Annotated in this window: 27 protein-coding genes; 17 read left to right on the top strand and 10 right to left on the bottom strand. The window is 71.4% G+C overall.

Features of this window, described 5'->3' with window-relative positions; all coding sequences use genetic code 11:
- Positions 1–220 precede the first annotated feature (220 nt).
- The 3 genes from AC5020_RS02380 to AC5020_RS02370 are packed head-to-tail and all read right to left on the bottom strand — an operon-like array spanning position 221 to position 4,201.
- Positions 221–1,222 carry an NYN domain-containing protein gene (locus AC5020_RS02380; protein ID WP_464987083.1) on the bottom strand — a complete coding sequence of 334 codons (1,002 nt, stop codon included), beginning with the start codon at positions 1,220–1,222 and terminating at the stop codon, positions 221–223.
- Between the two features lie 49 nt (positions 1,223–1,271).
- A complete protein-coding gene (locus AC5020_RS02375; RefSeq protein WP_464987082.1) occupies positions 1,272–2,912 on the bottom strand; it encodes an N-acyl-D-amino-acid deacylase family protein in 1,641 nt (546 codons plus the stop codon).
- Positions 2,909–4,201 (bottom strand): alanine racemase, encoded by a 1,293-nt coding sequence (locus tag AC5020_RS02370; RefSeq protein ID WP_464987081.1) that lies wholly within the window; start codon positions 4,199–4,201, stop codon positions 2,909–2,911. The genes AC5020_RS02375 and AC5020_RS02370 overlap by 4 nt, the downstream gene beginning before the upstream one ends.
- A 208-nt stretch (positions 4,202–4,409) precedes the next feature.
- Here AC5020_RS02370 and AC5020_RS02365 point away from each other — a divergent pair, with 208 nt between their 5' ends.
- From AC5020_RS02365 to AC5020_RS02355, 3 genes are all read left to right on the top strand, one after another.
- Entirely contained in the window at positions 4,410–4,814 is a 405-nt protein-coding gene (locus AC5020_RS02365) for a RidA family protein (protein ID WP_464987080.1), read from the top strand.
- Between the two features lie 185 nt (positions 4,815–4,999).
- A complete protein-coding gene (locus AC5020_RS02360) occupies positions 5,000–5,470 on the top strand; it encodes a hemerythrin domain-containing protein (RefSeq protein WP_464987079.1) in 471 nt (156 codons plus the stop codon).
- Between the two features lie 60 nt (positions 5,471–5,530).
- Positions 5,531–5,866 (top strand): hypothetical protein, encoded by a 336-nt coding sequence (locus AC5020_RS02355; RefSeq protein WP_464987078.1) that lies wholly within the window; start codon positions 5,531–5,533, stop codon positions 5,864–5,866.
- 6 nt (positions 5,867–5,872) lie between these two features.
- Here AC5020_RS02355 and AC5020_RS02350 read toward each other — a convergent pair whose 3' ends face one another.
- The gene (locus AC5020_RS02350; protein WP_377016587.1) at positions 5,873–6,295 is read right to left on the bottom strand and encodes a VOC family protein; all 423 of its coding nucleotides are present in this window, start codon (positions 6,293–6,295) and stop codon (positions 5,873–5,875) included.
- Between the two features lie 161 nt (positions 6,296–6,456).
- Here AC5020_RS02350 and AC5020_RS02345 point away from each other — a divergent pair, with 161 nt between their 5' ends.
- On the top strand, positions 6,457–7,524 hold the full coding sequence (locus AC5020_RS02345; RefSeq protein WP_464987077.1) for a glycoside hydrolase family 76 protein: 1,068 nt from the start codon (positions 6,457–6,459) through the stop codon (positions 7,522–7,524).
- On the opposite strand, the gene AC5020_RS02340 is transcribed toward AC5020_RS02345, so the two are convergent.
- Both AC5020_RS02340 and AC5020_RS02335 read right to left on the bottom strand, forming a co-directional pair.
- Positions 7,521–7,997, bottom strand: a complete 477-nt coding sequence (locus AC5020_RS02340; protein ID WP_464987076.1) for a GNAT family N-acetyltransferase — start codon at positions 7,995–7,997, stop codon at positions 7,521–7,523. The genes AC5020_RS02345 and AC5020_RS02340 overlap by 4 nt on opposite strands.
- Positions 7,994–8,932, bottom strand: a complete 939-nt coding sequence (locus tag AC5020_RS02335) for a LysR substrate-binding domain-containing protein (protein ID WP_464987075.1) — start codon at positions 8,930–8,932, stop codon at positions 7,994–7,996. The genes AC5020_RS02340 and AC5020_RS02335 overlap by 4 nt, the downstream gene beginning before the upstream one ends.
- A 70-nt stretch (positions 8,933–9,002) precedes the next feature.
- On the opposite strand from AC5020_RS02335, the gene AC5020_RS02330 reads away from it, so the two are divergent.
- The 7 genes from AC5020_RS02330 to AC5020_RS02300 are packed head-to-tail and all read left to right on the top strand — an operon-like array spanning position 9,003 to position 15,057.
- Positions 9,003–10,112: a YeiH family protein gene (locus AC5020_RS02330; protein ID WP_464987074.1), complete on the top strand. Its 1,110-nt coding sequence runs from the start codon at positions 9,003–9,005 to the stop codon at positions 10,110–10,112.
- 56 nt (positions 10,113–10,168) lie between these two features.
- Positions 10,169–10,579: a TOBE domain-containing protein gene (locus tag AC5020_RS02325; protein ID WP_464987073.1), complete on the top strand. Its 411-nt coding sequence runs from the start codon at positions 10,169–10,171 to the stop codon at positions 10,577–10,579.
- On the top strand, positions 10,576–11,340 hold the full coding sequence (gene modA, locus AC5020_RS02320; protein WP_464987072.1) for a molybdate ABC transporter substrate-binding protein: 765 nt from the start codon (positions 10,576–10,578) through the stop codon (positions 11,338–11,340). The genes AC5020_RS02325 and modA overlap by 4 nt, the downstream gene beginning before the upstream one ends.
- Before the next feature lie 36 nt (positions 11,341–11,376).
- Complete coding sequence (locus tag AC5020_RS02315) at positions 11,377–12,180, top strand: ABC transporter permease (RefSeq protein ID WP_464987071.1); 804 nt, start codon at positions 11,377–11,379, stop codon at positions 12,178–12,180.
- The gene (locus AC5020_RS02310) at positions 12,177–13,247 is read left to right on the top strand and encodes a sulfate/molybdate ABC transporter ATP-binding protein (RefSeq protein WP_464987070.1); all 1,071 of its coding nucleotides are present in this window, start codon (positions 12,177–12,179) and stop codon (positions 13,245–13,247) included. Before AC5020_RS02315 ends, AC5020_RS02310 begins: the two co-directional genes overlap by 4 nt.
- Entirely contained in the window at positions 13,244–14,389 is a 1,146-nt protein-coding gene (locus AC5020_RS02305; RefSeq protein ID WP_464987069.1) for a cation diffusion facilitator family transporter, read from the top strand. The genes AC5020_RS02310 and AC5020_RS02305 overlap by 4 nt, the downstream gene beginning before the upstream one ends.
- Positions 14,386–15,057: an endonuclease III domain-containing protein gene (locus tag AC5020_RS02300; RefSeq protein WP_377016567.1), complete on the top strand. Its 672-nt coding sequence runs from the start codon at positions 14,386–14,388 to the stop codon at positions 15,055–15,057. Before AC5020_RS02305 ends, AC5020_RS02300 begins: the two co-directional genes overlap by 4 nt.
- Here AC5020_RS02300 and AC5020_RS02295 read toward each other — a convergent pair.
- Positions 15,054–15,359, bottom strand: a complete 306-nt coding sequence (locus AC5020_RS02295; RefSeq protein WP_464987068.1) for a helix-turn-helix domain-containing protein — start codon at positions 15,357–15,359, stop codon at positions 15,054–15,056. The genes AC5020_RS02300 and AC5020_RS02295 overlap by 4 nt on opposite strands.
- Positions 15,360–15,420: 61 nt before the next feature.
- Between AC5020_RS02295 and map the strand changes: the two genes are divergently transcribed.
- Complete coding sequence (map, locus tag AC5020_RS02290; protein WP_464987067.1) at positions 15,421–16,227, top strand: type I methionyl aminopeptidase; 807 nt, start codon at positions 15,421–15,423, stop codon at positions 16,225–16,227.
- Here the strand turns inward: map and AC5020_RS02285 are convergent.
- Positions 16,175–17,071, bottom strand: a complete 897-nt coding sequence (locus AC5020_RS02285; RefSeq protein WP_464987066.1) for an alpha/beta fold hydrolase — start codon at positions 17,069–17,071, stop codon at positions 16,175–16,177. The genes map and AC5020_RS02285 overlap by 53 nt on opposite strands.
- Positions 17,072–17,128: 57 nt before the next feature.
- Between AC5020_RS02285 and AC5020_RS02280 the strand changes: the two genes are divergently transcribed.
- Positions 17,129–17,620: a MarR family winged helix-turn-helix transcriptional regulator gene (locus AC5020_RS02280; RefSeq protein ID WP_464987065.1), complete on the top strand. Its 492-nt coding sequence runs from the start codon at positions 17,129–17,131 to the stop codon at positions 17,618–17,620.
- 93 nt (positions 17,621–17,713) lie between these two features.
- A complete protein-coding gene (locus AC5020_RS02275; protein ID WP_464987064.1) occupies positions 17,714–17,902 on the top strand; it encodes a hypothetical protein in 189 nt (62 codons plus the stop codon).
- Positions 17,903–17,908: 6 nt separating this feature from the next.
- On the opposite strand, the gene AC5020_RS02270 is transcribed toward AC5020_RS02275, so the two are convergent.
- The gene (locus AC5020_RS02270; RefSeq protein ID WP_464987063.1) at positions 17,909–19,519 is read right to left on the bottom strand and encodes a hypothetical protein; all 1,611 of its coding nucleotides are present in this window, start codon (positions 19,517–19,519) and stop codon (positions 17,909–17,911) included.
- The gene (locus tag AC5020_RS02265; RefSeq protein WP_464987062.1) at positions 19,516–20,232 is read right to left on the bottom strand and encodes an ABC transporter ATP-binding protein; all 717 of its coding nucleotides are present in this window, start codon (positions 20,230–20,232) and stop codon (positions 19,516–19,518) included. The genes AC5020_RS02270 and AC5020_RS02265 overlap by 4 nt, the downstream gene beginning before the upstream one ends.
- 193 nt (positions 20,233–20,425) lie before the next feature.
- Here AC5020_RS02265 and AC5020_RS02260 point away from each other — a divergent pair, with 193 nt between their 5' ends.
- Genes AC5020_RS02260 through AC5020_RS02250 form a run of 3 tightly spaced genes read left to right on the top strand, consistent with a single transcriptional unit; the run spans position 20,426 to position 22,390 of the window.
- Positions 20,426–20,974: a TetR/AcrR family transcriptional regulator gene (locus AC5020_RS02260; RefSeq protein ID WP_464987061.1), complete on the top strand. Its 549-nt coding sequence runs from the start codon at positions 20,426–20,428 to the stop codon at positions 20,972–20,974.
- A complete protein-coding gene (locus AC5020_RS02255) occupies positions 20,967–21,680 on the top strand; it encodes an ABC transporter ATP-binding protein (protein ID WP_464987060.1) in 714 nt (237 codons plus the stop codon). Before AC5020_RS02260 ends, AC5020_RS02255 begins: the two co-directional genes overlap by 8 nt.
- Entirely contained in the window at positions 21,677–22,390 is a 714-nt protein-coding gene (locus AC5020_RS02250; RefSeq protein WP_464987059.1) for an ABC transporter permease, read from the top strand. Before AC5020_RS02255 ends, AC5020_RS02250 begins: the two co-directional genes overlap by 4 nt.
- The last annotated feature ends 124 nt before the right edge of the window (positions 22,391–22,514 follow it).

Raw genomic sequence — 22,514 nt, 5'->3', positions numbered from 1 at the left:
GCCACGATGAGACCTCCCGCGGTCGATACCGCCGGACGTGACCTCATCCAGCGCCCGTTCCGACACCTGTCGCGGTATCGAGCTGTGCGTCGCTCAGTCCCTGCCCGTTCCGACCGAGCTCCTCCCGCTCACCCTCCGCCGCCGACTCGTCCCTCGCCGACGACTCCGGCCGCACGGTTCGTCGCTCAGTCCCTGCCCGTTCCGACCGAGCTCCTCCCGCTCAGTCCTTGGCCCGGACCAGGCGTTCGTGGCCTGTCTCCTCCAGCACGGCGATGTCCGAGTTGGCCTTGAGGAAGTCGGAGAAGGAGCGGAAGCCGAGGGCTTTCTCGCTGAAGGAGGGGTCCATGCGGCGCATGTGCGTCTTGACCGCGGAGCTGTGCAGCCACTCGCTGTCCCCGCGGTCCCCCAGCTGCAGGGCGCGCTGGAGCAGGCGGGTCGCCGCCTCCTGCGGGTCCTCGGTGAGTTCGACGACCTCGTCCTCCGCATCGGCGGTGCCGGATGCGGCCGCCGGCACCTCGGCGGCCGGGGCCGGTGCCTGACCGGAGGCTGCCGCGGCGTCACGATCCGTGGACGCTCCGGAGCCGGCCCCGGACCTGCCCTTGCCCTTGCCGCTTCCCTGTCCGCGGCGCGACCGGGACGCGGGCGCCGGCTCCGGGCGCTCGATGCCGGGGAGGTTGTCGTAGGACTCGAACTCGTCGCAGGCCGCGGCGAGAGACTTGGCGGTCGATCCGGCCACCCCCATGCCGATGACGTACCGGCCCAGCCGACGGCAGCGCTGGGCCAGGGGGACGTAGTCCGAGTCCCCGGCGACGATGACCACGTGGGTGAGGTCGGGGATGCGGAACATGTCCTCGACGGTGTCGACGGCCAGGCGGATGTCGGCCCCGTTCTTCGCGTACGCCGCCGCCGGGAAGAGCTGGACGAGGTCCACGGCCCGGGAGACCAGCTGGGAGCGGTACTCGGCGTTGACGGGGGCGGACCAGTCGGCATAGGCGCGGGTGAGCATGAGGGTGCCGAACGAGGCGGCGTAGTCGATGATCGCGCCCACGTCGACGGTGGCCTTGCCCAGCCGTTCGGCGAGCTCGGGCTCGCTGGGGTCCTCGGCGAGCCGCTGGCGGTCCCGGCTGTACGCATTGCGACCGTGGACACGGTCGTACCAGGACATGACGATGTTGTCGAAGTCGAGGTAGACGGCGACGCGGGGCTCTTGTGGTTCTGCCATGCCCCCAGTCTGCCTGGTCGGCCCGCTCAGCGACGCCACCCGAGCCAGCTCAGCGGCGCCACGCCGGCCCGCGCAGCGCGCGGCCGGGACGGGCATCGGTGCGCACGCCCTCGGTGACCACCGGGATCCCTTCGCTGAGGACCTCGTGGATCCCGGTCGGGGCGAGCCGGGGCTGGTCGAAGGTGGCGCGGTCGGCGATGGCCTCGGGGTCGAACAGCACCAGGTCGGCGACCTTTCCCTCGGCGATCGTGCCGCGGTCGCGCAGCCCGAGCCGCTGCGCGGGGCGTGCGCACAGGTGGACGACGGCCTCGGCGAGCGAGAGCACGCCCTGCTCACGCACGTAGTGGCCGAGGTACCGGGCGAAGGTGCCGGCTCCCCGGGGATGGGGTTTGTCGCCGACGAGGATGCCGTCGCTGCCGCCCATGTGACGGGCGTGGCGCATCACGGTGCGCACATTCTCCTCGTCGCCCACGTGCTGGAGGATGCTGGTGCCCAGCCGGTCCTGGATCAGCAGATCGAAGAAGACGTCCGCCGGGGGCCGGTGCTCCGTGGCGGCGAGGTCGGCGATCGTCCGGCCCACGCGGTCGCGGAGGTGATCGTGGCGCACTCCGGCGATCTCGATGCCGGTCCAGTCGACCGGGACGCCGTGGCACCCGTCGCTGCCGAGCACTTCGACCTGGTGGGTGATGCGGGCGCGTTCGTCCGGGTCCGTGAGCCGCTCCAGGGTGGCCTCGACCCCTCCCGTGGCGGCGCGGCTGGGCAGCAGCGCCGACAGCGTCGTCGATCCGGGCAGGTAGGGATACGAGTCCAGGGTGATGTCGACGCCGCGGGCGATGGCATCGTCGACCAGGCTCAGCAGCGCCCCGGCCCGGCCGCGGTTCTCCGGGAAGTTCATGGTGGCGTGGGTCAGATGCACAGGGCATCCGGATCGGACCCCGATCTCGACCATCTCCTGGTAGGCGGCCAGCGCTCCCGCACCGTAGGAGCGCTGATGAGGGCTGTAGTAACCGCCGTGGCCGGCGACCACCTCGCACAGGGCCACCAGCTCATCGGTGGAGGCGAACATGCCGGGCACGTAGGTCAGCCCCGAGGAGAGGCCGAACGCGCCCTCGGCCATGCCGCGGGCGACCTGCTCGCGCATCTGCGCGAGTTCGTCCGCGGTGGCGGCACGGTTCTCGGTGCCGACCACGTTCATGCGGATGGTTCCCTGGGGCAGCAGGTAGGCGACGTGGGTCGCGGCGCCGCGAGAGTCGATCACCCCGAGGTACTCGCCCACGCTGCGCCAGGCGAAGTCGAGCTCGGCCGGCTCCCCGTTCCAACCGGCGATCTGCTGGCGGATGATCGTCATCGTCTCGTCGGTCACCGGCGCGTAGGAGAGCCCGTCCTGGCCGATGACCTCGGTGGTCACCCCTTGGAGGGTCTTGGCGAGATGGTCCCCGTCGGCCAGCACCGCGAGATCGGAGTGGGCGTGCATGTCGATGAAGCCCGGCGCGAGAGCGAGACCGTCGGCCTCGATCCGACGGGCCCCGGGGGAATCCAGCCGGCGAGCGCCCGGCGTCTCGAGGCGGCCGCTGACGGCTGCGATCACGCCGTCGCGCAGCAGCACGTCGGCGGTCCCCGGGGCGGCGCCGCTGCCGTCGAGGATCAGGGCACCGCGGAGGAGGATCTCGGGAGCGGCGTGGAGTGTCATCCGAAGGTGGTCTCCAGCAGTCCGGTCGCCCGGGGCGCCTCGGCACCGTCGTCATCGATGAGGACCAGTCCCCGCCACTTGTCCAGGACGGTGCACGGATGGGAGAGGCCGAACCGGATCACGTCGCCGACCCTCACGTCGTGGCCGTCCGGCAGGTCGACGAACGTGTGCTGGTCGTTCATCGCGGTGCACCGGGCACCCTCGAGCCGCTCGACGTCGGCCCGCCCGAGACGGCGAACGGCCTGAGGCTCGGGCAGCCCTTCGTCGAAGGAGAAGTCCCGCTTGCCGGCGTCGACCAGGGCCAGGCCCGGCTCCGGGAGGGAGACGACGCTCGCCCACCCGTGCATGGCCGAGCGGAACCGGCCCGGCCGACGGGTCGACATGCTCGTCGCATCGGCGGCGTCCGGCAGCTCCCCGCCGCGTGCGAGGGGACTGATGCCACGGTAGAAGCCGTCATCGTGGATCACGTAGGCGCCCGAGCGCAGCAGCACCCGGGTCGCCGGGCCGCGGGAGCCCTGCGGGTCGTGGCGGGGGCCGAGCACCCGGGCGACGTCGTCGAAGTAGGCGCTGCCCCCGGCGGTCAGCAGGAGGTCGCCGTCGGTCGGATAGAGGCCCTCCTCAGCGATGCGGTCGTGCAGACGCCCGAGATCCTCGAGGTACTCCCGGACCCGGTGCAGTGAGGCATCGTCCGCGGCGTGCGCGAACGCCCCTTCATAGCCGCCGACGCCGGCCAGCCGCAGCACCGGCGAAGCGGCCACGGCGCGAGCGAGGTCGAGGCCCTCCTCCACGGTACGCACGCCGGTGCGGCCGCCGGTGCCACCGAGTTCGATGAGGACGGACAGCGGCGCGGCCGCACCCGCTGTCGTGAGCGCCTCGTCCATGATCTCGATCCCGCGCCGCGAGTCGCTCCAGACGCTCAGGCGGGCGGCGTGCGGGGCGAGGGCACGCAGGGCCCCGGGCTGGACCAGTGCGTTGGCCAGCAGCACGCGGGGGATGTCCCACTCCAGGGCGACCGCGGCCTGCCAGGGCGTGGCGACGGTGATCCCCCAGGCCCCGGCCTCCAGCTGGCGCTGCCACAGGGTGCGGCTCATGGTGGTCTTGCCGTGCGGTGCCAGGTCGACGCCGGCCGCGGAGCACCATTCGGCCATGGTCGCGAGGTTGTGCTCGATCGCGGACTCGCTGAGGGTGACCAGCGGGGTGGGGAGCGCCTCCAGGGTCGGGTGCTCGGCCAGGAGCCGGTCGAATCCGGCGGCGTCCATCCCCAGCGGTGCAGCTTTCAGCTCGTCCATACCGTGCTCCTCCGTGCTCATCGTTCCTGAGCTGCTCGTCAGTCGTGGGCTGCTCACCGGTCGTGCGCGTGCGCATCAGTGCTGCGCTGCGCATCCGGTCTCTCGCGCCGTCGCGTGCTGCTCCAGTATCGCGGGGCGGCCGCGCCGGAGCAGATCCGTCCGTGACGCTACGCTCGAGGCGACCACGCCAACCGATCGAAGGACTTCCATGACCGACCGTCGCGCCGTCACCACCGCGGACGCCCCCGCTCCCGCGCACACCTTCTCGCAGGGCGTACAGCGCGGCCCGTTCCTGCAGGTCTCCGGTCAGGGCCCGGTCGATCCGGCCACCGGTGACTACATCCATGCCGGGGACGTCGCCGCCCAGACCACCCGCACCCTGAGCAACATCGAGGCGATCCTGGCCGCCGGCGGCGCGGGGTTCGACGACGTCATGATGCTGCGCGTCTACCTCACCCGGCGCGAGGACTTCGCGGCGATGAACGAGGCCTACGGCGAGTTCGTCGGCAACCGCTGCGCCTCGGGCGTCCTGCCCGCGCGCACCACGGTGTTCACCGGTCTGCCGCGCGAGGAGATGCTGGTCGAGATCGACGCGTTCGCCGTCACGGCGTGATGCCTTCGGCGGCCGACGCCACGTCGCGGGGTCGGTCCCTCGCATCTGCGGACCCGGTTCCGCCCTGCGGGGTTCGCCGATAGGCTGGGGCGAGCGTCGCGTGCCGGTGGCAGACCGTGTCAGGCATGGAGGCGCCGGATCACGAAGGAGTTCGACGATGATGACGTCGCACCCTTCGCCCTTCTGTGACAGAGGGCGAGAACGCCAGGCTCATCGCCTGGAACCATGAACTGCGCCGCGTGCATGCGCGTCTGCGGGAGGCGCTGAGCCTCACCCGGGACGCTCTGGCCGACGGGGCCGACGCCGAGCCGGCCACACGCGATCTGCTGCTGTTCTGCCACGGATTCTGCACGGCGCTGACCGCGCATCACGAGGGTGAGGACCGCCGGCTGTTCCCCGCCATCGCGGAGGCACATCCGGAGCTCGGCGAGACCCTGCGCTACCTGCAGCAGGACCACTCGATGATCGCGCACCTGGTCGTCGGCCTCCAGGACGCCGTCGGCCGCGGGGCGCCCGCCCTCGAGCTGGACCGGCATCTCGAAGGGATCGCGGCGATCATGGAGAGCCACTTCCGCGACGAGGAGCGTCAGCTGCTCTCCGTGCTCTCCGCACTGGAGCTCGATGCGGAACGCTCAACGGTGCTGGGGCCGCTGTGAATCCGCAGCCCCTGCCGGCGACGGTGGACGGTGAGGTCGCCCGTGTTGAGGAGGATCGGCATGGTGTGGCTCCTGCGGCTCGATGACGCCCGGGCGCGGCGGGGCGCCCGGGCGCGCCATGACGCCCGGGCGCGGCGCGGCGCGCCGCTTCGCCACGCCCGCATCGGCCGCGTTGATTGCGTTTCCAGGATTTCCGGGGAGGATAGAGCAATGGAGCACGCCACGGAGAAGAGTCCGTACGACATGAGCGAGCAACAGCGTGACGAGGAAGGGCAGGCCGACTTCCGGCCGCCGTCCGCGACGGCATCCCATGACGCCTGCCCCGTCGAACCCGCGATCCCCACCCTGCCGCCGCTGCATCCGCTCAGCGACGAGGCGCCGCAGGAAGGCGAGTAGGGGCGCTCACCCGTCGCCGTTCGAGGATGAGCCCTGCATCGCGGCGACCTCCGCCTCGGATCGCAGGATGCAGAACTCATTGCCCTCGGGGTCCGCGAGTACGACCCACCCGCTGCCCGGTCCGTACTTCCCGCGGTGGTCGGCGATCTCGACAGCTCCGATCCCGCGCAGGCGCTCGAGCTCCGCGTCACGGGTCCCCTCCCGTGGACGCAGATCGAAGTGCATTCTGTTCTTGACGGTCTTGGACTCCGGCACCTCGAGGAACAGCACCGTGTGCCCGGACTCGGGATCGCGGATCACGCACCCCTCGTCTCCGGGCTCACGGGGATCCTCGGGATCGTCCTCGTAGCCGAGGACCTGCTTCCAGAATCCGGAGAGGGCATAGGCGTCGGCGCAGTCGACGGAGGTGTGCGAGACGAAGCTGCTCATCGCCACAGCGTAGGAAGCGGCCACGGGACGCTCAAGAGGTCGGCCGGCACGCGGCTCCTGCCGGCGAGCACCACGGCCCTGACCCCATCGGGCGTTCCCGCGGGGACGCGTTCGCGGAACGTCAGCGCGCGGGGGCCGGAATGTCTCTACGATCGTGCCCCATGATCACGGACACTGCAGTCTGGAACGACCACGCCCAGCTCGCGCAGAGCAGCCTCGACCGGCTCTTCGGCACTGATCGTCCCGGCCACCTCGAGAATGCTCATCCCGCCGGCAGCATCGGCGGGGACACCTTCAACTACTGGTGGCTGGCCCACGTCATGGACTGCCGTCTGGACGCGTACGAGCGCACCGGGGACCACCGCTGGACCGAGGCGGCCCGAGAGGTGCGCAACGAGATCGTCGCCCGCAACGGGGGATCGCTGGTCAACGACTACTTCGACGACATGCTGTGGTTCGCGCTCGCACTGGTGCGGTTGTTCGACGCCACCGGGAACCAGCAGGATCTGACCGACGCCGAGTTCCTCGTCGACCACGTGATCGAGCACGGCTGGAACGACACCCTCGGGGAGAGCCTGGCCTGGCGCAAGCAGCAGCTGGACTACAAGAACTCCCCCGCCAACGGCCCGCTGATCATCCTGGCGCTCCGGCTCGCCGAACGGATCCCCGCCCGGGATGCCCAGCTGGCCGCCTACGCCGGGACTGCCATGGACTGGTGGGAGCGCACCCTGGTGGCGGAGGACGGCTTCGTCGAGGACGGCATCAACCGTGAGGGCGACGGACGGATCGACGTGCAGTGGCGCTTCACCTACAACCAGGGCCTCTACCTCGGCGCCTGCGTGGAGTGGTTTCGCCGCACCGGCGAGGGCGACTACCTGGTGCGGGCCCGGCGCACGGCCCGTACGGCCATCGCTGAGCTCAGCGACGGCTCCGTGTTCCGCGCCGAGGGCAATGGCGGCGACGAGGGCCTGTTCAAGGGAATCTTCTACCGGTACCTGGGGCTGCTCATCGAGGCGCTGCCCGAGGCGGACGACGATCGGCGCGCCTTCGAGGACTTCGTGCGCCGCGGCACCGATGCGCTGGTCGCCTCGGCTCGGCGCGAGGACGAGCTGCTGCGAGCCGGCAACGACTGGACCCTGCGCGAGGACGGCCCCATCCACTACTCCACGCAGCTCAGTGCGATGAAGGCCCTCGAGCAGCGGTGGCGGATCGAGGCGCGCGCCGCCTAGTTCCGCGGTCCGGGAAGATCGCGGGTCATGAACACGCTGTGGGGATCTGAGACATAGGCACCGAACGGCGGGCATTCGCGGAACCCGTGACGGGCATACAGCGCCCGGGCCGGGGCGAAGAACTCCGCCGAACCGGTCTCCAGCGAGATACGGGCCGCGCCCCATCGCCGGGCCTCGACCATCACGTGCTCCAGCAGTGCCGTCGCGATGCCTCGTCCGCGCAGGGCCGGGTCGGTACGCATGCTCTTGAGCTCCACATGGCCGGGCTCGAGTCGGGACAGCGCGACCGTCCCGGCCGGCGCCGACCCGGCCTCGGCGACCCACAGCCGCACCGTCGGCGCAGTCAGGGCAGCGAGATCCAGTGCGTGCCGGCTCTCGTCCGGGGCGGTGTCGGCCATGTCCTCGAGGTGCTGCTGGAGGAAGCGGACCAGACGCGGATCGGAGAGGTCCGCGTCCACGATCGTCGGCGTCACGAGTCCGCGCTCCCCGACTCAGCGCGACCTGCCCCCGCGCGCTCCTCGCGGGATGCCACGGCGACGAGTTCCGCCGCCGGGCCGCTGAGCAGGCGCGGACCCGTCCACACCGCCGTCAACGGCCGCCGCAGGCTCTGTCCCCGCACCGGAACCCGCGCCAGCTGCCCCGCCTCGAGCTGCGAGCGGACGGCCAGCATGCTGATCACCGCCGGCCCAGCGCCCGAGGCCACCGCGATCCGCACGGCGGCATTGCTGCTGAGCTCCTGAACGGGCGGTGTGCCGGCGGCCGACGGGACCAGCTCCTCGAAGGCGTCCCGGGTGCCGGAGCCGCCTTCGCGCACGACGAGCGGGGTCGCGGCGAGCTCATCGAGCCCCAGTGGCTCATCCCTGCGGGCCCATGGGTGGTCGGGAGCGACCACGACGACGAGCTCGTCCTCCCGCAGGGCGAGGGCGTGGACCGAGCGGGGAACGTGCGGGGTCTCGATGAAGCCCAGCTGCAGCCGGCCGTCGCGGATCTCCTCGAGCACCTGGGCGGAATTGAGGACCTCCAGCTCCGCGCGGACGCGAGGGCTGGAGCGGCGCAGGTCGGTCAGCCAGGCCGGCATCAGGTTCTCCGCGATCGTCATGCTCGCCCCGACGTGGAGGTCGAGCGTGTTCTCGTCCCGGCTGTGGCGCAGCCAGGCGCTGAACGCCTCGGCCGCCTCCAGGAGGTCGCGAGCGTGAGCGGCATAGAGCAGCCCGGCGGAGGTCGGGCGGGAGCCGCGGGGATTCCGGTCCAGCAGCGCTGTGCCGGCCTGTCTCTCCAAGGTCACGATGGTCCGGCTCGCATTGGGCTGGTACATGCCCAGCTTCCGGGCGCCCGCGCCGAGCCCGCCCTCGTCGACGACGGCGACGAACAGAGCCAGGGCCTGCAGGTTGGGCAGAGGCTCGGACATATCTCCATGATATGCCCTGCTGGGCATGCGCCCTCTACCGAGCGTGCCGGCACCGTGGAAGAGTCCTGGCATGTCCGCGCCTGCCCTCACCGTTGCCGCGGTGCCTCGCGGGCTGATGCCGGGGGTGGCGCTGTGCCTGCTCGTCGCGGTCGCCGCCGCGGTGGCGGCCGCTTCTCTGCCCGGCGTGAGCGCCCTGATCCTGGCGATCCTCGCCGGGATCGTCGTCGCCAATACGACGAACCTGCCCGCCAGCGTCAAGCCGGGTCTGGACTTCTCCGCGAAGGTGCTGCTCCGGGCGGGGATCGTGCTGCTCGGCCTGCAGCTCGTGCTCGGGGACATCCTCGCCCTGGGCGCCCCGATGCTGCTCGTGGTGATGTCCGTCGTGGGCGGCGGCATGCTCGGGACGCTGGCACTGGGACGGCTGCTGAAGGTCGAGCCGGGTCTGACCCTCCTGATCGCCTGCGGTTTCTCGATCTGCGGGGCCGCTGCGGTCGCCGCCGCGGCCGGTGTCACCGATCCGGAGGACGAGCACGAGGAACGCACGGTCACCGCGATCGCCCTGGTGGTGCTGTTCGGCACGCTGATGATCGGCCTGGTCCCTGCGGCCTCGGCGGTGCTGGGGCTCGGATCCATGACCTCCGGCCTGTGGGCCGGCGGCTCGATCCATGAGATCGCTCAGGTGGTGGCGGCCGGCGGAGTGCTCGGCGGAGGCGCGCTCGCGGTCGCCGTCGTGGTCAAGCTGGCCCGCGTCCTGATGCTCGCACCGGTGATGGCGGTGCTCGGTATGCGGCAGCGGCGCCGCGTCGGCGCGACCGCCCGAGCGACCGCCGGGCTCGACGCACGCGACGCCGCGGATCCCGCAGACGCCCCCGGCGGCAGTCCCGCAGGCGGCCCCGGAGATGTCCCGCCCACTGCGAAGCGCCCGCCGCTGGTGCCGGTGTTCGTGCTCGGATTCCTGGCGATGGTGCTGCTGGGCTCGTTCGTGCCCCTTCCGGTGGTCGTTCTCGAGGCCGGCTCCATGCTGCAGACGATCCTGCTGGCCGCAGCGATGTTCGCCCTCGGATGCGGGGTGTCGGTGCGTCGGCTAGTCCGGGTCGGCCTGCGCCCGTTCGCACTGGCGGCACTGTCCACCCTGGTCGTCGCGTCGATCGCGCTGGCCGGAGTTCTGCTCGTGGCCTGACCTCCGGAACCGGACTGCCAGCACGGGGCCGCATCTGCGCCCCTATACTTGCGTTCATGACGCAGATGCGGGTTCGAGACGCCGCCATGTTCCTGGGAGTCAGCGAGGACACCGTCCGGCGCCGGATCGAGCGGGGCACCCTCACCGCGACCACGGACGCTGCCGGGCGCAAGGTCCTCGAGGGCGTGGACGTCGCTCGCCTGGCGCGCGAGCTCGCGGTCGGTCCCGAGATGGACGACGGCGTGCGCTCCTCGGCGCGCAACCGATTCGTCGGCCTCGTGACCGACGTCGTCATGGACACCGTCATGGCACAGGTCGAACTGCAGTGCGGCCCCTTCCGCGTGGTCTCGCTGATGAGCAGCGAGGCCGCCCGTGATCTCGGGCTGGAACCGGGAAAGGTCGCCACCGCGTCGGTGAAGGCCACGCAGGTGATCATCGAGACGACCGACGCGGGCACGTCGGCATGATCTCGCCCGCGATCAGTGCTCCGGCGCGGCGAGGTCTGCTCGCCGCTATCGCCGGCCTGGCAATGGGCCTCGGTGCGACGGGCTGCGCGAGCTCCGAGGACCCCACCACCCTCACCGTGTATGCGGCCGCCTCGCTCCAGGAGCCGTTCGAGGAGCTCGCAGCACAGTTCGAAGCCGCCCATGAGGACGTCGACGTCGCGCTCAGCGTCGCCGGATCCTCCACGCTGGCCGCCCAGATCCGCGAAGGCGCCCCTGCCGACGTGTTCGCCTCGGCCGACACCGCGAACATGGACAAGCTCGAGGACGCCGAACCCACCGATTTCGCGACGAACACGCTGATGATCGCCGTCCCGCCCGGCAATCCCGCAGGGATCACGGACCTCTCCTCACTGACCGGCGACGAGGTGCGCCTGGTCGTGTGCGCGCCGGAAGTACCCTGCGGCGCCGCGGCCGAGAAGGTCCAGGACGCGGCAGGCCTGGACTTCTCCCCGGTCAGTGAGGAGCAGAGCGTCACCGACGTGCTGGGCAAGGTCACCAGCGGCGAGGCCGGCGCCGGCCTGGTCTACGTCACCGACGTGCAGAAGGCAGGAGACGCCGTGGAGGGGATCACCTTCCCCGAGGCGGCGAGCGCGGTGAACACATATCCGATCACGGCCGTGCCCGATACGGCCCATCCCGATCTCGGCGAGGACTTCATCGACCTGGTGCTCGGCGAGGACGGCCGGACGGTCCTGAGCAGCTACGGCTTCGCCGGTGCGTGAGCTGCGATGTCCTCACGCCCCACGCCCTCACGCCCTATGACCGGCACGGTCTCGGCCACGCCCGCTCCCGGCTCCGCACTGCCCCGTTGGGTGCTGGTCCCTGCTCTGATCGGCGCCCTGTTCGTGCTGCTGCCCCTGGTCGCCATGTCGACCCGGGTCGAGTGGTCCAGCTTCTGGGCGCTGATCACCAGCGAGTCCTCCCTGGCTGCGCTGCGCCTCAGCCTGCAGACCGCGGCCACCAGCGCCGCCGCGTGCGTGGTGCTCGGGGTGCCGATGGCTCTGCTTCTCGCCCGTGCCCATGCTCCCGGCATCTCGCTGCTCCGCTCCCTCGTGCTGATCCCCCTGGTCCTGCCGCCGGTGGTCAGCGGCATCGCCCTGCTGTACACCGTCGGTCGCCAGGGCCTGATCGGGCGGCACCTCGAGGTCCTGGGCGTCCAGGTCGCCTTCTCCACCGCCGCCGTGGTGCTCGCGCAGACCTTCGTGGCCCTGCCCTTCCTCGTCATCAGCCTCGAGGGGGCGCTGCGCACCGCAGGCACGCGGTACGAGGCGGCCGCCGCCTCGCTCGGCGCCCGGCCCAGCAGAGTGCTGCTGCGGGTGACGCTGCCGCTGATGCTGCCGAGCCTGGCCTCGGGCACGGTGCTCTCCTTCGCGCGGGCGCTCGGCGAGTTCGGCGCCACGATCACCGTCGCCGGCAGCCTGCAGGGCACCACGCGCACGCTGCCGCTGGAGATCTACCTCCAGCGCGAGAGCGATCCGGATGCCGCTGTGGCGCTGTCCTTCGTGCTGATGATCGTCGCCGTGGTGGTCATCGCCATCGCCCGGCGGCGGGCCGCCGCATGAGTCTGTCGGTACGGGTGACCATGCCCGAGCGCGGGCTCGATCTCGCCCTGGAGCTGCCGGACGGGGAGACCTCCGCGCTGGTCGGTCCCAACGGTGCCGGCAAGTCCAGTGTGCTGGGCGTGATCGCCGGGACGCTGCGACCCCGCACCGGACGGGTCGAGCTCGACGGCCGCGTGCTCGCCGACGTGACCGACGGGCGCGCACGCGCCTGGGTGCCTCCGCACTCCCGCCACGTCACGACCCTCACGCAGGATCCGGTCCTGTTCCCGCATCTCACCGTGGGCGGGAACATCCTGTTCGCCCTCCGCAGCCTCGGTGTGCCCCGCGCGGCAGCGCGGGCCGAGACTCGGCGTCGGCTGGAGGACGTGGGTCTTCAGGAGCTCGCGCAGCGGCGGCCCCACCAGCTCTCCGGCGGGCAGGCGCAGCGCGCGGCGATCGCCCGGGCGCTGGCCGCGCGGCCGCGTCTGCTGCTGCTGGACGAGCCGCTCTCCGCCCTCGACGTGGATGTCTCCCCCGGCCTGCGCGAACTACTGCGCAGATTTCTCGCCGATCGCAGCGCGCTCGTGGTCAGCCATGACGCGCTCGACGCGATGACTCTGGCCGATACCACCGCCGTCATCGTGGACGGCCATGTCCGCGAGCAGGGGCCGACGATGGAGGTCCTCACACTGCCGCGCAGCGCCTTCGCGGCCCGCTTCGCCGGGCTCAATCTGCTGCACGGCACCTGGGACGGGACGGCCGTGGTACTGCCGGGGCACGACAGGCTCGCCGGCGGTCTGCGCGGTGGGGCGAGGCCGGGCGACGAGGTCCACGCCGTCTTCCGCCCCAGTGCGGTCGAGCTCGGCTCAGCCCCCGCGAGCGCGGGCGCGGCGGCCATGGCCGAACGCTCGGTCGTCACCCTCGAACCGCACGGCGATCTCGTGCGAGTGCGCACCGAGGACCTCGCCGCGGACCTGTCACCGCAGGTCGTGGCCGAATCGGCCATCCGCCCGGGCAGTCGGGTCCACCCGCGGGTCGCGCCCGAGGATGTGACCATCTACCCCGCGCGGCGCACAATGGGGCCGTGAGCGACGAGAACATGACGGCGACGGGCACCACGGGATCCGGTTCCGGACAGCGCCCCGGCAGCTCGCCGGGTCGGGACGACGCACAGGAGCGGGACGACGCACAGGGTCGGACTGACCGGAGCACCGGCAACGGTGGCGGGATCGAAGCCGCCGGCGACGGCAGCCCGGCCGAGCCGTCCGGTGGTGGCGGCGAGAGCGGCCTGACTGTTCTGATCGCGTTCTGCGCGAACTTCCTCATCGCGATCGCCAAGACGGTGGTCTCGATCCTCACCGGCTCCGCCTCGATGCTCGCCGAGGCGGCGCACTCGTGGGCGGACACCGGCAACCAGGTGTTCCTCATGATCGGCGAGCGCCGCTCCCGCCGCGCCCCCGACCGCTCGCATCCGCTGGGCTACGGCCGCGCCGGATACGTGTGGTCGATGTTCGCGGCGATCGGGCTGTTCGCGGTCGGTGCCGGCGTGTCCGTATGGCACGGCATCCAGGAGCTCGGCGCCCCGAGCGAGGAGGCCACGTACACGTGGGCCTACGTCGTGCTCGCGGTCTCGTTCGTCTTCGAGGGGGTCTCGTTCCTCCAGGCGACGCGCCAGGCCGTCCGCGGGGCCAGGGAGCGCGGCATCAAGCCGCTGCGCTACATCCGCACCACCTCGGACCCGATGCTGCGAGCCGTGTTCTCGGAGGACTCGTGCGCGCTGCTGGGGCTGGTGATCGCCGCTGCGGGCATCGCCCTGCACCAGATCACCGGGCAGGCGGTGTGGGATGCGATCGGGTCGATCCTGGTGGGCCTGCTGCTGGGCGTCGTGGCGGTCCTGCTGATCATGCGCAACAGCGACTTCCTCTCCGGCGAGGGCGGCTCACCGCTGGCCCGCCACGAGGTGCTCGACCATCTCGTCCACCACCGCGACATCCAGTCCGTCAGCTTCCTGCACACCGAGTGGGTGGGGGCGAACAAGCTCTTCGTCGTCGCCTCGGTCGACGTCGTCGGCGACGTGCGCGAATCGGAGCTGCAGCGACGGATCCAGGCGATCGAGGAAGAGCTGGAGAGTCATCCGGTGGTGATGCGGGCCGTGCTCACCCTCACCCGGCCCGGTGACACGCAGCGGCTGGCCCCCGAACCTCTGCCGGACTGGTACACGGCGCGGTGAGCCGCGCGCCGGCCGCCGCCTCGCCCGGAGCGCTCCTCCCGCTGGCCGAGGCGGATCTGCGGGCGCTCCAGCGCGACCTGCTGGAGGCGCACGGGCCGCTCGGAGCATGGTGGCCGGGAGAGGAGCCCTTCGAGATCGCCGTCGGCGCGGTCCTGGTCCAACGCAGCCGATGGGAGCAGGCGGCCGCGTCGATCGCGAACCTGCGCGGTGCCGGCCTGCTGGAGCCCGGCCAGCTCGCCGCTGCCGACGAGGATCGTATCCGGGACCTCGTGCGCGGCTCGGGGTTCGCCAGCACCAAACCGGGGCGGCTGCTGGCGCTCGCGCGGTGGACGCTCGAGCGAGGCCCCACGGCGTCCGAGCTCAGCGATGGCGACCTGCGCACCGAACTGCTCGCGGTCGAGGGCATCGGCGAGGAGACGGCCGACGCGATCGCCCTGTACTGCTTCAGCCGGCCGGCGTTCATCTGCGATGAGTACGCCAGACGGCTCCTCACTCTGCGCGGCCATGCGGTGCCCGGCTCGTACCGGGCCTTCCGCCGCCGGCTCGCCCCGGCTCTCGACCGCGCGCGATTCAGCGTTCCCGAGCTCGCCGAGCTGCACGGGCTCATCGTCGAGGAGGGCAAGGCCTCTCCCGCCCGGCGCGGAGTGCAGGCAGGCGCGTCCGCCTAGGAGGCCATCCGGTGATCAGCGTCGACCCGCGCGCTCCCATCGTCCGTCGTCTCCTGATCGGATGCGCTGATCTCTGCCCAGATCTCATCGAGAGACAGACTCAGGACATGCGCGATGGAGGCGATCGTCGAGAAGGCCGGCGTGGCGACACGTCCCGACTCGATCTTCCGCAGGGTCTCCGGGGAGAGACCGGCTTCCAGTGCCGTCTCGAGGAGCGGCCGATTGCCGCGCGCACGGCGCAGGAGCGACCCCAGGCGCTCTCCACGGGCGACCTCTGCGGGGGTGAGGGGAAGTCTGACCATGACCCGATACTAATACCGGGATAGTCTTACCGGGATACTTATCGGCTCCCTGGGAGGCCCCATGATCGAGATCCTCACTCCCGACGAACTGGTCCGCGCTCGCGCGACGGGCGCCCTCGTCGGCGACATCCTGGACACGCTCCGGGAGAGAACCACCGTCGGCACCAATCTGCTCGAGATCGATCAGTGGGCGCAGGAGCTGATCGAGGAGGCCGGAGCCACCTCCTGCTACGTCGACTACGAGCCGTCATTCGGGCGCGGACCGTTCGGGCACTACGTGTGCACGGCCGTCAACGATGCGGTGCTCCACGGCATGCCCCGGGACCAGGCGCTCGCCGATGGGGACCTGCTCACGCTCGATCTCGCGGTCGTCCGGGACGGGATCGCCGCGGATGCCGCCCTCAGTGTTGTCGTAGGCACCTCCGCTCCCCCGGAGAGTATGGCGATGATCGAGGCGACCCGGCGCGCACTGGATGCCGGGATCGCCGCTGCCGCCCCCGGGGCCCGGCTCGGCGATGTCTCCCATGCCATCGGCACGGTGCTGCACGAGGCGGGCTACGCCATCAATACCGAGTTCGGCGGGCACGGCATCGGTTCGACGATGCACCAGGATCCGCACGTGCCCAATACGGGCCGGCCCGGTCGCGGGTTCCGGCTGCGCCCGGGCCTGCTGCTCGCCCTGGAGCCCTGGGTCATGGCTGATACGGCGGAGCTGATCACCGACGCGGACGGATGGACACTGCGCAGTGCCACGGGCGCCCGTGCGGCGCATAGCGAGCACACGATCGCGATCACCGGGCAGGGCGCAGAGATCCTCACCCTGCCGAGCGATCCTCCCCGCGAAGGAACCGCTGCAGCGCGTCGTTGAAGTCCTCGGGGTTCTCGAGATTCGGGTAGTGGGCGGCCCCGGCCACCTCGCGGTAGCTCCCGTCCGCGACCGTCTCGGCCAGCCTCCGCCCGAGCGCCCGATGGTCCTCACTGTCCAGCGCTCCGCACAGCGCGAGGACCGGGACCGTGACCTGCTCGAGTCGCTCCCAGGTCCTGGTCACGGGCGTCGGCGGCTGCGGAGGGATCGGAACGCCGTCCTCCCCCACGCGCAGGTGATCGGTGACCGTCTCGCGGGCCATCCTCGCGCAGAGCTCACGAACCGCCGGGTCGACCTCGTCGATCGACCGCGCCGGCCCGGCGACGAAGCGCTCCGTGACCCCGAGCCACTCCTCGAGATCTCCCGCCTCCTGCGCCCGCTGCCAGTCGGCGAGAACCTGAAGGGTCCAGGGGTCGGTGAACTCGGGCTCGCTGGTGCCGGTGCCGCTGGCGACGAGCGCAGCCGCGCGACCCGGGTGCTCGAGAGCGACGTCGACGGCGGTGCTGCCGCCCATGGACAGCCCGATCAGCACCGCGCGGTCGATCTCGAGCGCGTCGAGCAGAGCCACGACGTCGTCGGCCAGACGGTACGGGGCCTCGGCATCCGAGGACTCCCCGTGCCCCCGCGCGTCGGGAACGATGACGCGGCGATCCGGGAAGGCCTTCAGCTGCGGGTGCCACATGCGCTTGTCGACGACCCCGCCGTGGAGCAGGACGAGTGGGACGGCCTCGGACGCATGTCCCGCGGAACCACCGGATGGCGGGGCCGTCTCGACAGGCCGAGAGATGAGGTCGTAGTAGGCGATGCGCTGGTCCGGAAGATCGAGGAACTGCGTCTCGTGCGTCATGACAACCAAGGTGTCATACGCCCGCCGTGTTGACAACCCGGGTGCCATACTCGGGGCATGTCCGCACCCCGTCACCCAGCACCGCACGAGCCCCTCGACCGCGACACGCTCGCGACCCGCCTGGCCGAGGTGTACGTCGCGCTCGGGCCCGTGTACCGCCGGGCATCACGGATCGTCGAGCGTGACGAGCCGATCAACGGCATGTCCGTCGGAGTCCGGAACGTGCTGGACCAGCTGCACCGCGAGGGTGAACTCACGGTTCCCCAGATGGCGCGCGCGCAGGATCTCAGTCGCCAGTTCGTCCAGCGCATGGTCCACGATGCCCGCGCGGCCGGATACGTGGAGCTGGCCGAGAATCCGGCCCACCGCCGCTCGGCCCTGGTGCGGCTCACCGCCGCGGGCCGAGCAGCCATCGACTCCGTCGGCCGGCGCGAGCACGAGCTGATGGGCCGGGTCGGCGGCGAGCTGACGGCGGCCGAGCTCGATGCGACGCTGCGCGTGTTGCACCACATGGACGCCGCGCTTGCCGAGATCGAGAACGAGGGATGACCATGCCACCGAGCACGCCGGCGCGGCATGCGACACGGAAGGGCCCGTGCTCCAGCAGAGGCACCGCGAGGTGATCCCCGCGCAGGCCTGAGCATGCGGGGCCGGCATCACGAGATCTACCTGGGCGATCCGCGCCGCACCGCCCCCGAGCGGCTGCGCACTATCCTGCGCGAGCCCGACGGTTCCGACGGGTCCGACGGGTCCGACGGTTCCGACGGGTCCGACGGGTCCGACGGGTCCGACGGGTCCGACGAGTTCGGTGGCTGCCTCACGGCACCTTGATCCTCGTCACGACTTCCTCAACCGCGTCGCGTCGCCCGAGGAGAAGGCCGACAGCATGGCCGGGCCGGAACGGTCCAGCAAGGCCCGGGTGATGCGCGTCAGCCCCGCGACCGCAGCCGCTCCCACCCCCGCGCCGAGCAGCAGATGGACCAGCCATCCCGCGCCGGCGAGGCCCCCGATGACCACTGGGATGATCGCCGCTGCGACCACGGCGACGAAGACGGTCCACTCACCCCCGGCGGCATTGCCGGAGTCGTCGGAGGTCGAGACCCGGTCCCGTGCGTCGGCGCCGATTGCCGGCATCAGGGCAGCGAACAGGGGCGCGCCCGCGCAGGCAGCTCCGGTGGCCGCGAGCGTCATCCCCAGCGCGGGCGCCCACAGCGGCGACTGGCTGATCACGCAGAGCACGATCGTCAGGGCCACGATCGGCAGCCCGAACAGGATCATCCAGGCCGCCTGGCGGCCGAGCACGTCGGCCCGCACGGCCCCGGGCGTGGTCAGCAGCTGCCACAGCGCGGTGCCGTCCAGAGCGTAGGTGTTCACCGCGACCATCGCGCCGAAGACCGCCGCCATCACCCCGATGAACGGCAGCGCCCAGGACCAGCTGGTGGGTGCCACCAGCGCAATCATCAGCACGGGAGTGATCCAGGCGTGCCCGAGCCCGAGCTTGCGGTGGGGATCGCGGAACCAGGTCGCCAGTTCCCGATCGGCCACGCCCCGGACGGGTCCACCGGCACGAAGGCCGGTCCGCGCTGCCGAATCCGGTGCTCGCACCGCATTCTGGATCCGCGCCGGAGGACGGGAGATGGTGTACGCCGTCAGGGCGATCCATGTGCGACACAGGACCAGGCCGACGATGACGAGGCCGATCAGCGGGAGTACGGCACCGAGGACCGGGACCGTCCCGTCGCCCGACGTCACGGCCCGGACCGCAGCCAGCCCCCACCCGGTCGGCAGGGCCAGCAACGTATTCTCGAGCGGTGCGGGCATCGCCCCGGGCGCCGCCGGAGTCACGATCTCCGAGTCTCCCTCCCCCAGCCGGGGAAGGAAGAGGGCGACCACCGGAACCCACCCGGCGAAGGAGATCGCCAGCAGCACCGACATCTGGACCGCCGCCACCCACATGCCGACCCTCGAGCGCAGCAGGCGTGAGACCAGCGCCGCGGCGCATCGACCCAGCCAGAGCAGGAAGAACAGCTGTGCCATCGCGGCCACGGCTGCGTGGAGCATGGCGAGAGGGCCGAGCGGCGCCACGAGGATCACCATGCTGACCAGAGCCACGGCAGTGATCACGGTGCCGACGCTGATCGCTTCGCTCGGCGCCATCTCGCGGGCGATCTGCACGGGCCGCCGAGGCAGAGTGCGGAACCACTGCGGATCGAGCACCGGGGCGGACCCCGGCAGCAGGACCGGACCGATCAGCCAGGTCAGCCCGACCAGCGAGATCGCGGCGGTCACCCAACTGGGATGCACGTCCCCGCCCTGGGCCAGGACGGCCAGGACGATCACGGCGACCGCGGCGAGGAGCCCGGCGACCAGCCCGAAGGCACGTTCGTCGTTCGGGCCCGTGCGGATAATCCGCCATCGCATGGCAGCGAAGGTGACGGTCGTGCTCATCCCAGCCATGCGATGTCTCGCTGCGGGGCGGTGCCGACGAGGTCCAGGAATCTCTGGTTGAGCGTTCCCTCGCCCCTGACCTCGGCGAGCGTGCCCTCGGTGAGGATCCGCCCGCCCTGGATCAGGGCGACACGCTCGCAGGTGCGCTCGACGACCTCCATCATGTGGCTGGACAGCAGCACCGTCCCGCCCCCGGCGACGTACTGGCCGAGCAGACCCTCGATGGCGCGGGCCGAGACCGGGTCGATGGCTTCGAAGGGCTCATCGAGAACGAGCACCCGGGGACGGTGCATCAGGGCCACGGCCAGGCCGATCTTCTTGCGCATGCCGGTGGAGTAGTCGACGATCAGGGTCGTCGGCGCACGGTCGAGCTCGAGGACCTCGAGCAGGTCGTGGGCGCGCTCGCGCCACTGCGGTCCCACTCCCCGCAGCCGGGCCGTGTATTCGAGGAGCTCCGCACCGGTGAGCCGCTCCGGCAGGGAGAGCCCTTCCATCATGATGCCCAGCGCGTCGAGGACCTGCTCCCGCTGCCGCGCCGCATCGAATCCGGCCACCTCGACGGTTCCGGAATCCGGGGCGAGCAGTCCGGCGATCATCGACAGAGTGGTGGACTTGCCGGCGCCATTGGGTCCGACGATCCCATAGAACATGCCGCGCGGCACGGTCAGATCGATCGCGTCGACCGCGACATGGTCACCGAAGCGTTTGGACAACCCGGACAACCGGACCGCGGGCGCGGGTGCGCGGCCCGGGTCGGGACCCTGCGCCTCTGGTTCATCCGGCCCCGCAGTGCGTCGATCCATGACATCAAACCTGTCACAGTTCCCACACGGCGACAACCCAGGTGTCATGTCGATCCCGCACTGACTGTGGACACCGCGGAATGTTAGTCACTAACATCTTGGTATGGCCCGTCACGAGCACACCCATACCCGGCTCATCGAGACCGCGCTGAAGCTCTTCGAGACCCAGGGCTTCGAGCGGACGACGGTGGCCCAGATCGCCGACGCGGCCGGAGTCACCCAGATGACGTTCTTCCGCCACTTCCCGAGCAAGGCCGCCGTGGTCACCGTCGACCCCTACGACCCGAAGATCGCCACCGCGGTCGGCGCACAGGCACCGGAACTGCCTCCCCTGCTGCGCGCGACGCGCGGTCTTCGGAATGCCCTGAGCGCACTGGACGAGCGCGAGCTGGACACGGTCCGCCGACGGGTCCGGATCATCGCCGGTTCCGGTGCCCTGCGCGCCGACATGGCGGCCGCCACCTCTGCCACCGAGAAGGCCATCGCCGAGCAGCTCGCCGCCGCCTGCTCACGCCTGGCCGCTCGGGCGGCCGCGGCCGCCGTGATGGCGGCCCTGACGGCTGCGCTGTTCGAGTGGGCGCAGGACGACTCCCTCCCCATGGCCGACGCCGTCGAGGCCTCCCTGTGGACCCTCGAAGGCAGCCATGTCTGAGCGGCTGAGCCTGCGGGGTGCGAGGCGAACGTTCGGGCCCCAGGCCGGTCTGCTCGGCCTCGACCTGCACGTCGCCGCCGGGGAGATCCACGCTCTGGCCGGCCTGAACGGCGCCGGCAAGACGACCCTGATGCGGGCGGCCCTGGGCATGCTCCGACTCGACAGCGGTGAGGTCCGGATCGACAACCGGCTCCTCGATGAGCTTCCGGCGATCGCCTGGCGACGGGTGGGCCATCTCGTGGAACAACCTTTCGCGTACCCGGAGCTCGGCACCCGCACAAACCTCCAGCTCGCCGCCCGGCTGCGCGGCATCGACCTCGACTGCGCTGAGGCAGTGCTGGCGGAACTCGACCTCGAGCGCTACGCCGCCGTGCCGGCACGCAAGCTCTCGCAGGGCAACCGGCAGCGCCTCGGCCTGGCCGTCGCGCTGCAGCACGAGCCCGAGCTGGTCATCCTCGACGAGCCGACCAACGCCCTCGACCCCGCCGGCGTACTCCTGCTGCGCCGCGTGCTGCAGCGCCGGGCCGACGGTGGTGCCGGCATCCTTGTCTCCAGCCACCACCTCGACGAGGTCGCGCGGATCGCCGACCGGATCTCCGTGCTCAACCGGGGGCGGATCGTGGGGAGCCTGGACCCCGCAGGGCAAGAGCTCGAAAGGGCCTTCTTCGAGCTGGTCCGTGCCGATGATGAAAGCCGGAGATCATGAGCGCACTCGCCACGGCGATCCGGGTCGAGGGATACAAGGTCTGGTCATCCCAGGTCGTGCGCACCGCGACGCTGCTGGTCGTGGGCGGCATCGCGGTGCTGGTGGGCGCCCTGGTCGCCGCGGCCCGTGCCGGCAACCAGCAGATCCTCACGCAGCTCGGCCCGCTGGCCGACGCCGAGGGCTGGGAGCTCCTGACCGGCGTGACCGCCCAGATCACCGCAGCGGGCGGCCTTCTCGCCTTCGGCGTCGTGCTGAGCTGGAGCTTCGGTCGGGAGTTCGCCGACGGCACGATCACGGGCTTGTTCGCCCTCCCGGTCCCCCGCGCCATGATCGCCCTGGCGAAACTCATCGTGCATCTGGCGTGGGTCAGCGGCATCGCCCTGGTCCTGCCGCTGCTGCTCCTGGCGACCGGTCTGCTGCTCCGCCTCGGGCCCATCGACGGCGAGGTGCTGCGCCAGCTGACGCTGCAGGCCGCTCTCACGTTCGGCGTCGGACTGCTCGGGCTCCCGGCGGCCTGGACCGCGACGGTGTGGCGGGGTCAGCTGGCGGGCATCGCCGTGGTCCTCGGCGTGCTCATCGCGGTCCAGATCACGGCGATCGCCGCACCGGGCGCCGCCGCTGCCGCAGCCCCGCTCGCCGCCGCCGGCGTTCCGCTCGTGTTCGCCGCGCTGACCTGCCGTGCATGGAGCCGACTGCAGCTGGATCGGTGAGCAGGATCAGCTGTCCGCAGGGCCCAGCAGCGCGAACAGGAGGCGTTCGAGCTCGGCACGATCATGCTGGGAGATGCTCGTCAGGCGGCGGTCGGACTCGGAGGGCGGAGGTGAACATCGTGAG

The organism is Brachybacterium sp. SYSU DS0246, from assembly GCF_059391765.1.
The sequence above is the reverse complement of the archived record's forward strand: the minus strand, read 5'-3'. Positions and strand labels throughout refer to the sequence as shown.